The organism is Rhizobium sullae (genome assembly GCF_025200715.1).
GTDB lineage: Bacteria > Pseudomonadota > Alphaproteobacteria > Rhizobiales > Rhizobiaceae > Rhizobium > Rhizobium sullae.
In genome coordinates this window covers 2324520-2339685 of the sequence record NZ_CP104143.1, presented here as the reverse complement: position 1 = coordinate 2339685, position 15166 = coordinate 2324520, and the positions used below count along the sequence as shown (strand labels likewise).

The following is a 15166-nucleotide window of genomic DNA, read 5'->3' as shown; positions in this document are numbered from 1 at the left end:
CTGTCTGCGAAGCAGGTTTGATCAACGGCGCGTTGCTATTCGTGGATCGTGTAGCTGCCGAGCTGGCAGAGGTCCTGCGTGTCCTCGGTCGTGTCGAGGTCGGATGCCTCGTCGAATTCGAAGCGCATGTCGTATTTGCAGACATCGCGGCCGTCGGCGATGGTGATGCTTATCGTTTCGCCCGGATTCAGGACCTGCTCGCCGAAGACGTCGTCTTCCCATTCATCGACGCCCGTCGGGGAGGTGTAGAAGCGCGTCAGCTCGGATTGGGTGCCGTTGATGAGCTTGAATGTCAGATCTTCAGCCTGCGCCGGAAAGGCAACGGCAAAAAGCACCGCTGCAGCAGCTGCGGCAACGTTTAAGCCTGTGTGTTTCATGAAAAGAATCCCCCGCCCATGATTGGGCCGATTCCTCCTAGCTGAAGCTTGTGAAAGGACAATCATCAGGAAGTTGCAGTTTTGCCAAACCGGGCAATCGACCCTAAAATGGCTGACGCAAAAAGCCCGCCGGCGACGGCGGGCTCATGTCGCAGATCGCCTATCCGATCTCCGGGCAGCCCCGGCGGTTCGCGAAGACGATGCGGTCCGGGCCGTAACGGGTCCAGCCTTGCACCGTGACGCTACGGTTCGTCACGCGGACGACCTCAGCGCGGCGTAAGCCGGATTCGCGAGCGGCTATCTGTGCCTCGCGCGGGCTGCAGCCCCGGCGGTAGTCGTCGCGATAACGATCATAGCGATCGCGTTCGTAGATGCGTGCGCCGTCCGGACCGATGCGGAACTCAAGATCCTGAGCCTGAGCAAAGGACGCGGGCGCGACAGCGCCTCCGAGCGTAAGCGCCAGCACAAGGCCGGCATTGGATATCAACTTGAGCATTTTCTCCTCCTTTCGGAGCCCCTGCAGTGACCCTCATGCTTGTGTAGGGGTGAACTGCCTCGGAGCGCGAATTGTTCCGCTCCGAGGCAGGTCCCGGCAGCCCGCGTGTTGCCCGCGATCTGACCCAGGACAGACGCGAATTACCGATCCATGTGGTAGCAGGCTGCCGTTTGGCCCGGACGCACATGCTCGGTCGGCGGCATTTCCGTCCGGCAGATGTCCGTCGCCTTCCAGCAGCGGGGCGAGAAGACGCAGCCCTTCGGCGGGTTCAGCGGCGAGGGCGGATCGCCCTGTAGGCGGATGCGTGTGCGCTGGCGGGCAAGCTTCGGATCGGGGATGGGGGCGGCCGAAAACAGTGCCTGCGTATAAGGATGCGCGGGATGTTCGAAGACCGTTTGGCAATCGCCAGCTTCCACCACCTTGCCGAGATAGAGCACGAGCACGTCGTCCGAGATCAGCCGCACGACGGAAAGGTCGTGGCTGATGAAGATCAGCGTCAGGCCGAACTCCTTGCGGAGCTTGCGCAGGAGCGTGATGACCTGCCCCTGGATCGACACGTCCAGCGCCGACACCGGCTCGTCGCAGATGATGAGCTTCGGCCTTGTCACAACCGCGCGGGCGATGCCGATGCGCTGTGCCTGGCCGCCGGAGAACTCATGCGGGTAGCGGTTGATCATTTCCGGCACGAGGCCGACGGCGCTCATGATCTCGCGTACACGTTCGAGGCGCTGCGCTTTGGAAAGTTTCGGCTCGAAGACCGTTAGCGGTTCAGCGATGATGTCGCCGACCGTCATACGCGGGTCGAGTGATGCGATCGGATCCTGGAAGATGATCTGCATGTCGCGGCGTGCAGCACGCATCTCCTCATCCGAGAGGTCCAGCAGGTTGCGGCCTTGCCAGAGTATTCGGCCTTTCTGCGAGCGCAGGAGCCGCAGGATGGAGCGGCCGAGCGTGGATTTTCCGCAACCGGATTCGCCGACGATTCCGAGTGTGCGGCCCTCCTTCAGGTCGAAGCTGACATTATTGACCGCCGTCAGCATCACCGGCGGCTTGAAGAAGCCCTTCGCGGGCAGTTCGAACTGGGTCGTCAGGTTCTCGACCCTCAGCAGCGATCGTTCAGCCATGGTTCAAAAGCTCCTCGATTCGCGGGAAGGGATGGAAGCAGGCTGCGCAATGACGCGGTGCCAGCGTTTCGAGCGGCGGCGGATGATCGATGCAGTCGTCCTCTACCTTTGGACAGCGCGGCGAGAAGTTGCAGCCCTTCGGCAGGTGCTGCAGGTTCGGCGGCCGTCCGGGAATGACGACGAGCTGATCGACATCCTGATCCGGTCGCGGGATCGCCGCGTGCAGCGCCGCCGTATACGGATGTGCCGGATTCTCGAAGAGCTCGTCGACCGGCGCTTCCTCGACGATGCGGCCGGCATACATGACCGCGACGCGATCGGCGAGGCCGGCAACGACGCCGAGATCGTGAGTGATCATCGCGAGCGCCGTATTCATCTCGGCCGTCAGATCGTTGAAGAGATCGAGAATCTGCGCCTGGATGGTGACGTCGAGCGCAGTGGTGGGCTCGTCGGCAATCAGAAGCTTCGGCTTGGTGAGCAGCGCCATGGCAATCACGATGCGCTGCCGCATGCCGCCGGACAGCTCGTGCGGATAGAGGTTGAAGCGGCGCGTGGGGTCGGGGATGCCGACGCGCTTCAGCATGTCGAGCGCTTCGGCAGAGGCCGCGCGTGCGGTGAAGCCGCGATGAACCTCAAGCTGTTCCGTCAGTTGCCGGGAAATCCTGAGAGACGGATTCAAGGCGGTCATGGGGTCCTGGAAGACCATGGCCATGTCCTTGCCGCGCACCCGATCGAGTTCGCGCGGTTTCAGCGACAGCACGTCCCTGCCTTCGAGCAGCGCCTGGCCTGTGGTCCTGCCGTTCTTGGCGAGCAGGCCCATGATGCCCAGGAACGTCTGGCTCTTGCCGGAGCCGGACTCGCCGACGATCGCGATGCGTTCGCCGCGCTTGATCGTGAGGTTCATGTTTGAGACGGCCTTCACCTGGCCGTCCGGCGTCTCGAAGGTGATTGAGTAGTCTTTGAGTTCGAGAAGGGTGTCGGTCATCTTCAGCGATCCTTCGGGTCGAACGCGTCGCGCAGGCCGTCGCCGATGAAGAGCAGGCTGAGCAGCAGCGCGACGAGGAAGCTTGCCGGGAAGACCAGCAGCCAGGGCATGCTTTCCATGGCATCCGTGCCTTCGGCAATCAGCGTGCCGAGCGAGGTCAGCGGCTCCTGGACGCCGAAGCCGAGATAGGAAAGGAAACTCTCCGTGGCGATGATTTCGGGAACGGTGAGCGCCGCAAAGATGACCACCGGACCGATGAGGTTCGGGATGATATGCTTGAGGATGATCTTGAAAGGCCTCTGCCCCGAGGCGCGCGCGGCCTCGATGAACTCGCGCTGCTTGATCGACAGCGTCTGGCCGCGGACGATGCGAGCCATGGTCAGCCACTCCAGCGCGCCGATGGCGGCGAAGAGCAGATAGACGTTGCGGCCGAAGATCACCATTAGCAGGATCACGAAGAGGATGTAGGGAAGCGCGTACATGATATCGACGAAGCGCATCATGACTGAATCCAGCCTGCCGCCGATATAGCCGGAGACGGCGCCGTATAGCACGCCGATAACCACGGAGACGACGGTTGCCGTCAGCGCGACGGCAAGCGAGACGCGGGTGCCGTAAAGTACGCGGGCCAGCAGGTCGCGGCCGTTCGGATCGGTGCCGAAGTAATGGCCGCTGGCAAAGTCCGGCGGTATGCGGAAGGCGGCCCAGTCCGGATCTTCATAGTTGAATGGAATGGCATAGGGGCCGAGGAAGGCTGTGAGGATGAGCAGCGCCAGCACCGCGATGGAAAGCACGGCGGCCTTGTTGTGCGAGAGGCGGCGGAGTGCATCCTTGGTGAGCGAGCGGCCTTCGGGGGCAAGGCCTTCGGCCTGCAAAAGTTCAGCCGCGAGCAATTCGCGTTTTGCGGGGTTGAGGATCATCTATTTCTCACTTTCGGATCGAGCCAGGCATAGGCGATATCGACGAGAAGGTTGAGGAAGACGATCAGCACCATGTAGAAGATGACCGTTCCGAGAACCATGCCGTAGTCGCGGTTCAGCGCCGCGTTGATGAAGTAGCGGCCGATGCCGGGCAGTCCGAAGACGCTCTCGACAACCAGCGAGCCGGTGAGAAGATAGCTTGCCGCTGGTCCGAGATAGGAGACGACAGGCATCATGGCGGGCTTCAGCGCATGGCGCATGACCGTCAGGCGCGCGCCGATGCCCTTTGCCTTGGCGGTGCGGATGAAGTTCTGGCTCATGACCTCGATCATCGAGCCGCGCGTGATGCGCGATATGCGGCCGGCATGCGGCAGCGCCAGAACAACGATCGGCATGATGAGGAATTTGAACGAGCCGTCGCCCCAGCCACCGACTGGAAGCCATGCGAGGCGGATGCCGAAAACGAGCTGCAGGATGGGAGCGATCAGGAAGTTGGGAAGCACGACGCCGATCAGAATGAGCGCGCCCAGAACGTAGTCGGGCGTCTTGTTCTGGTAGAGCGCCCCAAGACAGCCGACAGTGATGCCGACGAGAATGGCGAGCAGGAAGGCGGCGGTGCCGATCGTGAACGTATAGGGCAAGCCGATCATGATCTGCTGCCCGACGGTGAAATCCTCGCTGGCGAAGGACGGGCCAAGATCGCCTTTCAGCAGGTCGCCGACATAGATCAGATATTGCTGGATCAGCGGCTTATCCAGATTGTAGTGGGCCGCGAGGTTCTTCATGATGACCGGCGGCAATGGCCTTTCGCCATCGAAGGGGCCGCCGGGGGCAAGGCGCAAAACGAAAAAGCAGGCTGTGACGGCGATCCAGAGAACGGGGATCGTCGACAGCAATCGACGGAGTGCATATTTGATCATGATCGTGGACCGGCCCCTCCCGCAGACTGCGGGAAGGGCCGTTTTTCCTTACTCTTTCATCGACAGCCAGCGCGTACGGTGGATGTCCTGCACGTTGTCGACGAAGCCCTCGATCTTCGGCGAGACGACGTTTTTCGAGACGTAGTAGTAGATCGGCATGGCGGCGGACTCATCCAGCGCCAGCTGCTCGGCCTTCTTGAAGATCTCAGCGCGCTTGGCGAGATCCGTCTGCGCGTTGCCTTCCTTGATCAGCTTGTCGTATTCGGGATTCGACCAACGGCCGTAGTTCATCTGAACGCCGGTGACGAGCAGGTTCAGGAAGTTATCCGGATCGTTGTAATCCGCAAGCCAGCCAGCTCGGCCGATCTCGACCTGACCGCGCTGCATTTGGTCATAATGCACCTTGGTTTCGGCGTTGACGAGCTCGACATTAACACCGAGCGGCTTCCACATAGAGGCGATCGCGACGGCGATGCGCTTGTGGTTGTCGTTGGTGTTGTAACTCAAGACGGCATGGAGCGGTTTGTCGGGACCAAAGCCAGCTTCCTGAAGCAGCTTCTTGGCTTCAGCAACTTTCTCGCCGTAGGGCATATCCTTCCAGGAGACATAGGCCGGTTCACCGTAGTTCGCTGTGCCCGGCGGAACCCAGGAGTAAGCCGGCAGTTCACCGGTACCAAGGATCTGCGGGCCAATGACTTCGCGGTTGATCGCCATGGAAAGCGCCTGACGGACGCGTTTGTCGCTGAATGGCGGCTTGGTGGAGTTGACGACATAGTAGTAGAGGCCGGCAAACGGAGCCACATGCGCCTGGCCCGGCAGGTTCGTCTTCATCCACTCATACTGGTCGGTCGGGAAGTCGGTGAGGATATCGAATTCGCCGGCGCGGTAGCGCTTCAGCGCAGCTTCCTGATCTTCGAGCACGAAGAACTTGGCGCCGTCGATCTTCAGATCCTTCACGCCGTACCACTGATCGTTCTTGACGGTGGTGACGTGGGAGCCCGGAACCCATTCCGTTGGCTTGTAAGGGCCGTTGGTAACAATGTTGCCGATCTTGACCCAATCCTGGCCCTTGGCCTCGACGACATGCTTCGGCAGCGGATAGGCCGTGTAGTGCATCAGGGCATTGATGAAATAGGGGGTCGGGTTTTCAAGGGTGATCTCTAGCGTCTTGTCATCGATCGCCTTGACGCCGAGCTGGTTGAAATCGGTGATCTCGCCCTTGTTGATCTTTTCGGCATTCTTGATGGTGGACTGCAGATAGGCGTAGTCGGCGGCGTTCTTCGGGTCCATGATGCGCTGTAGGGCGAAGACGAAATCTCCGGCCGTCACCGGCTGGCCGTCGGACCATTTGATGCCGTCACGAAGCTTGAAGGTATAGACCTTGCCGTCATCCGAAACGGTCCAGCTTTCGGCCTGGGCCGGGATCGGATTATCCTTGGCGTCTTCAGTGACGAGGCCTTCAAAGATGTCGCCGGCGATACGATTCTCCCAGTCGCCGGAGAGTTTTTGCGGATCGAGCGATGTTGGGTCGCCGCCATTGTGGATGTTTAGCGTGGCCGCGTGGGCCGAGAAGGCCAGCAATGTGCCAAGCATTGCTGAGGCTAGAAATTTTTTCGTTATATGGTTCATATTGGGCCACCTTTCCAGGCTTTTTTGCCTATTCTTAGTCGTTTGTTCCCGGTTTTTGACCTGTTACGTGCAAGTCAACGCGCACCTTATCGCAAAGGTTTGGCGTTGCAACCCCCAATGACGGCGGGTTGATCGAGATGTGGACAAGCCCATAAGCGGCATTTCCTTTGCCGTGAGCGTCCCGCCCAAAAGAGGTCATCAGCGCAGTTGTTTTTTGTTTTCCGGGCTTTAGTCTGTGCGCATTTCGAGTGGCGCGGAGAATCCGGCAAATGGCGACAAAGGCAGCGGACTGGTGGCGGGGGGCGGTCATCTATCAGGTTTATCCACGGTCGTTTCAGGATACGAACAGCGACGGTCTTGGGGACCTCAAGGGCATCACCCGCCGCCTTTCGCATATCGCCGACCTCGGCGTCGACGCGATCTGGCTCTCGCCGTTCTTCAAATCGCCGATGGCGGACATGGGTTACGATGTCTCGGATTATTGCGACGTCGATCCGATTTTCGGCACGCTAGACGATTTCGACGAGATGATGGTTACCGCCCATTCGCTGGGGATAAAGGTCATCATCGACCAGGTGATTTCGCATACGTCCGACCAGCACCCGTGGTTTATCGAGAGCCGCTTGAGCCGCACGGATCCCAAGGCGGACTGGTATGTCTGGGCCGACCCGAAACCCGACGGCACGGCACCCAACAACTGGCTTTCGATTTTCGGCGGCCCGGGCTGGGAATGGGATGGCGTACGGCGCCAATACTACCAGCACAATTTCCTGACCTCGCAACCGGATCTCAACTTTCACAACGAGGATGTCCAGGATGCCGTATTGAAGACGGTAAAGTTCTGGCTCGACCGTGGCGTCGACGGCTTCCGCCTCGATACGGTCAACTACTACTTCTGCGACAAGCAGCTTCGCGACAATCCACCTCATGAGCCCGGCGTGAGCGACGGCGGCCTGGATGCGCCCGATACCAATCCCTACGGGATGCAGAACCATCTCTACGACAAGACGCGGCCGGAAAATCTCGATTTCCTGAGACGTTTGCGGGCGCTTCTCGATCGATATGAAGGGCGGGCGACAGTCGGCGAGGTCGGAGACGGGGCGCGGTCGCTGAAGACTGTTGCGGCCTATACGACCGGGGGCGACAAGCTGCACATGTGCTACACCTTCGATCTGCTCGGACCGGATTTCACCGCCGCGCATATTCGCAACTGCGTCGAGAGCTTTCAGAAAACGGTTGTCGACGGCTGGGTGTGCTGGGCCTTCTCCAACCATGACGTCAAGCGCCATGTGAGCCGGTTCGCAAAGACCGAGGAGGAGTGTCCGGTGATCGCCAAGCTCGCGATTTCCGTGCTCGCGGCGCTGCGCGGTTCGATCTGCCTTTATCAGGGTGAGGAGCTGGGGCTTGCCGAAGCTGAACTGGCTTTCGAGGACCTGCGCGATCCCTATGGCATTCGCTTCTGGCCAGCGTTCAAGGGCCGCGACGGATGCCGCACGCCGATGCCCTGGGAGGCCGGCAAAGCGCATGCGGGCTTCACCTCGGCGGAGAAAAGCTGGCTGCCGGTACCCTATGAGCAGGCCGCCCTATCCGCCGACACGCAGATAGCGGATACCAATTCCGTACTCACCCACTACCGGCGAACGCTGGACTTCCGGAAGCGGTATCCGGCGCTCGTCGACGGCGACATGGAATTCATAGACACAAATCAGGACCTTCTGGCGTTCACGCGCGGGAAGGACGGAGAGAAGCTGCTTTTCGTGTTCAACCTGACGCGAGAGGCGGCGGAGTTCAGATTGCCCGCGGGAATGATACTTGGCAAGCCGGTCGATATGCCGGGAACTGGCGGTTCGATTGGCAGAGAGTCGATCCAACTTGAAGCGCTAAGTGCGTTTTGTGGCCGGATTTGACAATTGTATGTTATAAATTACAAATGCGAATATAAATCTCAAGCAGACGCCGACTGTGGCGCGACAAAACGCATTCACGAAATCGATATAGAACAGTGAAGAAGATTGCTGCGGAACTGCACGAAACTGATGACTGAGAAGCTTTTTGATTTCGAACCAGCGCAGACGCTCGATTCAGACGAAGCGGTCGAGGTCTTTTTGACGGAAGCGCTTGAAACCGGAGATGCGAAATTTATCGCATCCGCCCTTGGCGTGGTCGCACGTGCCAAAGGAATGACGAAAATTGCAAAGGAAGCCGGCCTTGCGCGCGAACATCTATATAAGGCGCTGAGCGAGAACGGGAACCCGACATTGGAGACCACATTGGCGGTTCTACGAGCCATCGGTCTTGAGCTTACCGCCAAGCCGAATGCCGGATAACGAATCTCACCCGATCAGCACGAAACGGTCCACATCGACCATTCCCCGGTCCGAAATCTTTAGATGCGGGATCACGGGCAGCGGCAGGAAGGCGAGCTGGAGGAAAGGCTCTTCTAACGTGGCGCCGAGCGCGTAGGCTGCCTTTCGGAGATGATGGAGGGTGTCGCGGACCTTTTCGTAAGGTTCGAGGCTCATCAGCCCGGCGACGGGGAGGGCGATTTCGCCGGTGACCCTGCCGTCCTCGACGACCACGAACCCGCCTTTGATGTCTCCGAGGCGGTTGGCGGCACGTGCCATATCGTCCTCGTTGACGCCGACGACACAGATATTGTGGCTGTCATGGCCGACGGTGGAGGCGATCGCTCCTTTCTTCAGGCCGAAGCCCTGGACGAAGCCGTTGGCGTGGTTGCCGTTCTTGCCGTGGCGCTCGATGACGGCGACCTTGATGATGTCGTTTTCGAGGTCGATGCCGATCTGGTTGCCCTTTGTTGGCAGGCGCTGCCGGCGAAATTCGGTGATGATCTTGCCGGGGGTGACGCCGATGACCGCCGTTTCGTCCTCGTTGGCCGGCACGCTGAAATGGGCGGCACTGACGGGGCGGGCCTTGACGCTGTCGAGACCCACCGGCGCGACCAGTTTGCGGGTGGCGAAGAGTGCATCCGTGACGGGGCGGCCGGCGGAAAAGACGATCTCGGCTTTGCAGCGCTCCAGGCTGTCGATGACGGCGAGATCGGCGCGCCAGCCGGGCGCGATTAGGCCGCGGTCCATCAGCCCGAAGGCGCGGGCGGCGGAGATCGAGGCGGCGCGGTAGATCGCGAGCGGCTCGACCCCGCTCGCGATTGCGGTACGGATCATGTAGTCGAGGTGACCCTGTTCGGCGATATCGAGCGGATTGCGGTCGTCGGTGCAAAGCGCGAGATAGGGCGACAGACGTTCGGTGATGATCGGCATCAAGGCCTTCAGATCCTTCGAGACCGAGCCTTCGCGCACAAGGATGTGCATGCCCTTGCTGATCTTTTCGAGGGCCTCTGCTGCGGTCGTGCATTCATGCTCGGTGCGGATTCCGGTGGCGAGGTAGCCGTTGAGGTTCATGCCGCGCAGCAACGGTGCGTGGCCATCGATATGACCGCCCTGGAAAGCTGCGAGCTTTTCCATGCAGACCGGATCCTTGTGGATCACGCCGGGGAAATTCATGAACTCCGCAAGGCCGATGACCTTCGGGTGATCGCGGAAGGGAAGGAGCCTTTCGACGGGCAGATCCGCGCCCGATGTCTCAAGATGCGTGGCGGGCACGCAGGAGGAGAGCTGGACGCGGATGTCCATGATCGTTTCGAGGGCCGAATCGAGAAAGAACTGGATGCCTTCGGTGCCGAGCACGTTGGCGATCTCGTGCGGATCGCAGATGGCGGTGGTGACGCCGTAGGGCAGGACGCAGCGGTCGAATTCATGCGGCGTAACAAGCGAGGATTCGATGTGGAGATGGGTGTCGATGAAGCCCGGAACGACGATCCTGCCGGAGATGTCGATCTCGGTTTCGCCCTCATAGGTGCCGCAGGTGCCGACGATGCGGTCGCTGCCGATGGCGATGTCGGATTCGACGAGTTCGCCGGTCACGAGATCGAAGAAACGTCCGCCTTTCAAGACGATATCGGCCGGCAGGCGGCCTATGCCCTGGTCGATGAGGCGTTCAAGCTTGGTGGTCATGGGCATCCTCGTTCTGGCTATCCGTCCGTTATAACTGAAGTGCCGGACAAAGCGCTACAAGCGAGACTGCTCCGCAAATGAAAACCGGGCGCCGATAAGACGCCCGGTCAATGGAGTTGCCGGTTATCAGGCCTTATTCGGCGGCGACGATCTTGCCGCCTTCCCACTTGTAGAGCGCAAAGCTCTGCGAGGTGAGATCGCCGGTTTCGCCATAGGTGAGCTTGCCTATCGCGGTCGGGATCGGTTCGCCGGTCTTGAGGGCGGCTGCAACCGCTTCGGAATCTTCGGCGCTGCCCGCCTTCTCGATGCCTGCCTTCAGGACCTCGACGGCGGCGTAGGCATTCAGCGTGAAGGCTTCGGCCGGGATGTTCTTGGCGGCGAGCGCATCGGACGCTGCCTTCGAGTCGCCGCTCTTGGTCGCATCGGACGCATTGGTGAAGACCGTACCTGCTGCGGCTTCTGTTCCGATGTTCCAGAATTCGCTGTTCGACAGGCCGTCACCGCCGATGATCGTTGCCTTGACGGAAAGGTCGGCGAGCTGGCGGGCGAGCAGTCCACCCTCCGGATGGTAGCCGCCGAAATAGATCACGTCGACATTTTCGGCCTTGAGGCGGGTTGTGAGCGCGCTGAAATCCTTATCGCCGGGGGTGATTGCATCATTGATGACCTCGGTGAGGCCGCCAGCGTTGAGCGTCGCCTTGAATGCATCGGCAAGCCCCTTGCCATAGGCGCCCTTGTCGTTGACGATGGCGACGCGCTTGTCCTTGAAGGTCTTGAGCACGTATTTGGCGGCGACTTCGGCCTGCTGGTCGTCGCGGCCGCAGGTGCGCAGTACATTGGTGAGGCCGCGCTTGGTGAGATCAGGTGCTGTCGCTGTCGGGGTCACCATCAGAATGCCGTTTTCGGCAAGCACGTCGGAAGCGGGGATGGCGACGCCGGACGTGACCGGACCGACGACGAAGCGGATGCCTTCGCCGACGAGCTGGTTTGCGGCGGAAACGCCCTGCTTCGGCTCGCCCGCGTCGTCGGCAGTCTTCAGGACAACCTTCTCGCCGAGGATGCCGCCTTTCTTGTTGATCTCCTCGACAGCGGTCTGCGCGCCGTTCTTCACTTGGTCGCCATAGGCGGCAACCGGGCCGGTCAGCGGTGCGATGAGGCCGATGGTGATGTCGGCATAGGCAAACGGCGCAAAGGCCAGCGATGCGACAAGGGTCGCGCCAGTCAAAGTCTTAAGACTCATTTTCGTTCTCCTTGGGTGGGGCCTTCCGGCCCGCGACGACTGCCGCGACAGCGAAACCCGCTCGTTCAACACCCCAAAGGGATGCGCCAAAGGACGGCGGCTACGGTGCGGTCAACGCGCCTTCCGGCCACTTTTGGCTTCGGAAGGCACAGAGTAATTTTCTATGAATTTTGCTGCGATTCCGCAAGGAGATAACAAAACGAGGCCCGTCCTTGGCAAATCCGGTAGGGAACAGGCGTCGATCGCGATTTTCTTGGAGGTTTTCGCGATCTATCTTGTTGGAAGGGCTCTTTGCAGGAACGCGACGATCATGTTTGCAATTTGCCGATGAATGGTGCTTCGATCGGCGCCCTGACCATCCTTGCAGACGATGCTCTCGCCCCGTGCTTCCTCCTCAATCAGCGCTGCCGCTCCCGGTTTGCAAGGCTGCATGAAACTGAAATGCAGGGAGCCAGGGACGAGGGCATAGGAGGTCGTGGCAGAAGGCAGATACTGGGCCAAGTAGGCAGAGTCCTTGTTGGTGGCGGCGATGTCCGCTTTGGAGGCAGTCTCCTTGTCGACATCCTCGGCCGCACCTAAGACGAGCGCTGGCACGCGGACGGACGCGAGGCTTTGCGGCGTAAGGCCGCGTCCTGGGCCGAGGTCAAGCATGACGACCGCGCGGATCCGCCGGTCGCTGAGATCGGCGCCCATCGCTGCGGTGGAGGCTGCATCCCGTCCTACACCCAACGCTTTGAATATCTTGCAATAGAGGGAGCCGAACCGCGCCATGCAATTCTTCATTATATCGTTGGCATCGAAGCGACCGCCCGCAAGTTCAATGACCGTCCATCCGCCGAGCGAATGACCGATGGCAGCGATGCGGTCGATTGCGATGCCGCCGGTCAGTTCCCGACGAGAAAGCAACGCGTCGATAACGAGGCTGAGATCGCGCGGGCGCTTCCAGAGCATTACAGCTTCAGGTGGCCGCATATCGAAGGTGGTAGTGCCGGGGTGGTCAGGTGCTGCGATGACATAGCCTTTGCGAGCAAGTTCGCTCGCGAGCCAGGCGAGGTTGCGCCAACTACCGCCATAGCCGTGCGAAAGGAGCACCAACGGGTGAGGGCCGGTCCTGGCTTCGGCACCCTTGACGACAGGCTGGCCGCTGAAGGCGGGCGTTTCGCCGAGCAGCACCGGTTCCCGGTCGGTGTCCGTAGGATACCAGATGCTGACATGTATGGGTCGGTCGCCTTCGGTGTCCGGCAAGGTCATCTCGCGGAACCCGACCGCAGCGAATGCCGACTGGGCCGAGAATGAGACGAGCAAGGCGATGAAAGGCATGAACTTGAGCATGGAATCCCCGGTTGGAAATGAACTCGTCCTTCCTGCAGGGAATTTGTGCGGGCTGCGACCCGCAACGCGATCGAGGTCGCAACAAAAGGGTCGAGACAAAAGCCTCGACCCTTGGACTTCAAATCTCAGCGTGAACCGTCGATGCAGTCTCAGATGTTGTTCTGCAAAATTTCGCGCAGTTTGCCAAAGAGCTCGTCGATGTGCTTCTTCTCTATGATGAGCGGCGGGGAAAGGGCGATGATGTCGCCTGTGGTGCGGATCAGCAGGCCGTTTTCGTAAGCCTTCAGGAAGGCCGTAAACGCGCGCTTCGTCGGTTCACCGGCGATCGGGTCGAGTTCGATGGCGCCGATCAGGCCGGTGTTGCGGATATCGATGACGTTCGGGCAGTCCCTCAGCGAGTGAAGGGCGTCGGCCCAGTAATCCGAGAGTTCGGCGGCGCGGGTAAGCAGGCCTTCTTCCTTGTAGGTGTCGAGGGTGGCAAGCGCGGCGGCGGCGGCGATCGGATTGCCCGAATAGGTGTAGCCGTGGAAGAACTCGATCATGTGCTCCGGTCCATTCATGAATGCGTCGTGAATCTCGGAGGTGACAAAGACGGCGCCCATCGGGATGACGCCGTTGGTCAGGCCCTTGGCGGTGGTGATGATGTCGGGCTTCACGTCGTAAAACTGCGCGGCGAAGGGAGCGCCGAGACGGCCGAAGCCGGTGATGACTTCGTCGAAGATCAGCAGGATGCCGTGCTTGGTGCAGATTTCGCGGAGCTTCTGCAGGTAGCCCTTCGGAGGAATGAGAACGCCGGTGGAGCCTGCGACGGGCTCGATGATCACGGCGGCGATCGTGGAAGCGTCATGCAGTGTCACGATGCGCTCCAGCTCGGTTGCGATGTCGCCGCCATGTTCGGGCTCGCCGCGGGTGAAGTTGTTCTTTCCGGGCTGATGCGTATGGGGCATGTGGTCGACGCCGGTCAGAAGCGTGCCGAACATCTTGCGGTTGGAAACGATTCCGCCGACCGAGATGCCGCCGAAATTGACGCCGTGGTAGCCGCGTTCGCGGCCGATCAGGCGGAAGCGGGAGCCGTTGCCCTTCACGCGGTGATAGGCCAGCGCCACCTTGAGCGCGGTCTCGACCGACTCGGAACCCGAGTTGGTGTAGAGGACGTGATCCATCCCTTCCGGTGCGATATCGACGAGGCGGTTTGCCAGTTCGAAGGCCTTCGGATGGCCGAGCTGGAAGGCCGGGGCGTAGTCGAGCTCGCCGGCCTGCTCGCGGATCGCCTCGGTGATCTTCGGCCGGCAGTGGCCGGCATTCACGCACCAGAGGCCGGCGGTGCCGTCGAGAACCTGACGGCCGTCATGCGTCGTGTAGTACATGTCCTTGGCGCCGACGAACATGCGCGGCTCCTTCTTGAACTGCCGGTTTGCCGTAAACGGCATCCAGAAGGCGCGAAGATCGTTTGGTGCATTGAGGCGATTGGACATGCTGTTCTCCTGGCCGTCGCGAGGCCGTTCCCGGGGCTTTGCGCCCAATTTTTACTGTTCGGTCAAATTATCAGGGCTTCTTGGGGCGTCAAGCCATGGACGTCATCGATGGCGGCGCAGCCTTCCCGCAAACAAACAAAACCGGCAAATCGAGAGATTTGCCGGCCAAAGTTATTTTATCGTGCTGAAATACTGCTCACCGTGCCATTCCGGATACATCCCTTTGGCAGCACGGCTTTTTAGCAAACTTTATGTCTGCGTTATTATGCTGCAGATCTGCTGCGGCCCTGGACTGCATAAATATCCTCGAGCGTCGCCAGGATCTTCATCACCGGTTCCGAATTGCTCGAGTAATAAATGGTCTGCGCATCGCGGCGGGTCTTCACCAGTTTCTGTGCCCGCAGCTTCGAAAGATGCTGCGAAAGCGCGGACTGGCTGAGCCCGACCTGGGTTGCAAGTACGCCGACGGGGACCTCGCCTTTGACGAGGCTGCAGAGGATCAGGAGGCGCTTGGGATTCGCCATCGCTGATAAGAGGGCGGCCGCCACATTAGAGTGGTCTGACAAGTCAGTGGTTTCCATATTTCCAATCTTCCTAAGCGAATCGTACATCCGTATAGGCACAGGGCGTTAGACGG

The 15166-nt window shown here is 60.4% G+C and carries 14 protein-coding genes; 2 read left to right on the top strand and 12 right to left on the bottom strand.

The window, feature by feature from the left end:
* Positions 1-35 precede the first annotated feature (35 nt).
* From N2599_RS11960 to N2599_RS11930, 7 genes are all read right to left on the bottom strand, one after another.
* Positions 36-377 (bottom strand): hypothetical protein, encoded by a 342-nt coding sequence (locus N2599_RS11960; RefSeq protein WP_027508293.1) that lies wholly within the window; start codon positions 375-377, stop codon positions 36-38.
* A 160-nt stretch (positions 378-537) separates the two neighbouring features.
* Positions 538-873 (bottom strand): hypothetical protein, encoded by a 336-nt coding sequence (locus N2599_RS11955; RefSeq protein WP_027508294.1) that lies wholly within the window; start codon positions 871-873, stop codon positions 538-540.
* Between the two features lie 140 nt (positions 874-1013).
* The gene (locus N2599_RS11950) at positions 1014-1997 is read right to left on the bottom strand and encodes an ABC transporter ATP-binding protein (protein ID WP_027508295.1); all 984 of its coding nucleotides are present in this window, start codon (positions 1995-1997) and stop codon (positions 1014-1016) included.
* Positions 1990-2982, bottom strand: a complete 993-nt coding sequence (locus tag N2599_RS11945; RefSeq protein WP_027508296.1) for an ABC transporter ATP-binding protein — start codon at positions 2980-2982, stop codon at positions 1990-1992. The genes N2599_RS11950 and N2599_RS11945 overlap by 8 nt, the downstream gene beginning before the upstream one ends.
* Positions 2983-2984: 2 nt before the next feature.
* The gene (locus tag N2599_RS11940) at positions 2985-3902 is read right to left on the bottom strand and encodes an ABC transporter permease subunit (protein WP_027508297.1); all 918 of its coding nucleotides are present in this window, start codon (positions 3900-3902) and stop codon (positions 2985-2987) included.
* The gene (locus tag N2599_RS11935) at positions 3899-4822 is read right to left on the bottom strand and encodes an ABC transporter permease subunit (protein ID WP_027508298.1); all 924 of its coding nucleotides are present in this window, start codon (positions 4820-4822) and stop codon (positions 3899-3901) included. Before N2599_RS11935 ends, N2599_RS11940 begins: the two co-directional genes overlap by 4 nt.
* 48 nt (positions 4823-4870) lie before the next feature.
* Positions 4871-6451, bottom strand: coding sequence for a peptide ABC transporter substrate-binding protein (locus tag N2599_RS11930; RefSeq protein WP_027508299.1), 1581 nt, complete (start codon positions 6449-6451; stop codon positions 4871-4873).
* A 269-nt stretch (positions 6452-6720) separates the two neighbouring features.
* On the opposite strand from N2599_RS11930, the gene bglA reads away from it, so the two are divergent.
* Both bglA and N2599_RS11920 read left to right on the top strand, forming a co-directional pair.
* Positions 6721-8358: a beta-galactosidase BglA gene (bglA, locus tag N2599_RS11925; RefSeq protein WP_027508300.1), complete on the top strand. Its 1638-nt coding sequence runs from the start codon at positions 6721-6723 to the stop codon at positions 8356-8358.
* A gap of 129 nt (positions 8359-8487) precedes the next feature.
* On the top strand, positions 8488-8778 hold the full coding sequence (locus N2599_RS11920) for an addiction module antidote protein (RefSeq protein ID WP_027508301.1): 291 nt from the start codon (positions 8488-8490) through the stop codon (positions 8776-8778).
* Positions 8779-8784: 6 nt separating this feature from the next.
* Here N2599_RS11920 and ade read toward each other — a convergent pair whose 3' ends face one another.
* The 5 genes from ade to N2599_RS11895 all read right to left on the bottom strand — a co-directional run bounded on the left by ade (position 8785) and on the right by N2599_RS11895 (position 15110).
* Positions 8785-10482 (bottom strand): adenine deaminase, encoded by a 1698-nt coding sequence (ade, locus tag N2599_RS11915; protein ID WP_027508302.1) that lies wholly within the window; start codon positions 10480-10482, stop codon positions 8785-8787.
* 133 nt (positions 10483-10615) lie between these two features.
* On the bottom strand, positions 10616-11722 hold the full coding sequence (locus N2599_RS11910; protein ID WP_027508303.1) for a branched-chain amino acid ABC transporter substrate-binding protein: 1107 nt from the start codon (positions 11720-11722) through the stop codon (positions 10616-10618).
* 270 nt (positions 11723-11992) lie between these two features.
* Positions 11993-13054 carry an alpha/beta hydrolase family protein gene (locus N2599_RS11905; protein ID WP_027508304.1) on the bottom strand — a complete coding sequence of 354 codons (1062 nt, stop codon included), beginning with the start codon at positions 13052-13054 and terminating at the stop codon, positions 11993-11995.
* A gap of 149 nt (positions 13055-13203) precedes the next feature.
* Entirely contained in the window at positions 13204-14529 is a 1326-nt protein-coding gene (gene aptA, locus N2599_RS11900) for an omega-aminotransferase AptA (protein ID WP_027508305.1), read from the bottom strand.
* A gap of 263 nt (positions 14530-14792) precedes the next feature.
* Positions 14793-15110 carry an ArsR/SmtB family transcription factor gene (locus N2599_RS11895; protein ID WP_022714154.1) on the bottom strand — a complete coding sequence of 106 codons (318 nt, stop codon included), beginning with the start codon at positions 15108-15110 and terminating at the stop codon, positions 14793-14795.
* Positions 15111-15166: the final 56 nt, after the last annotated feature.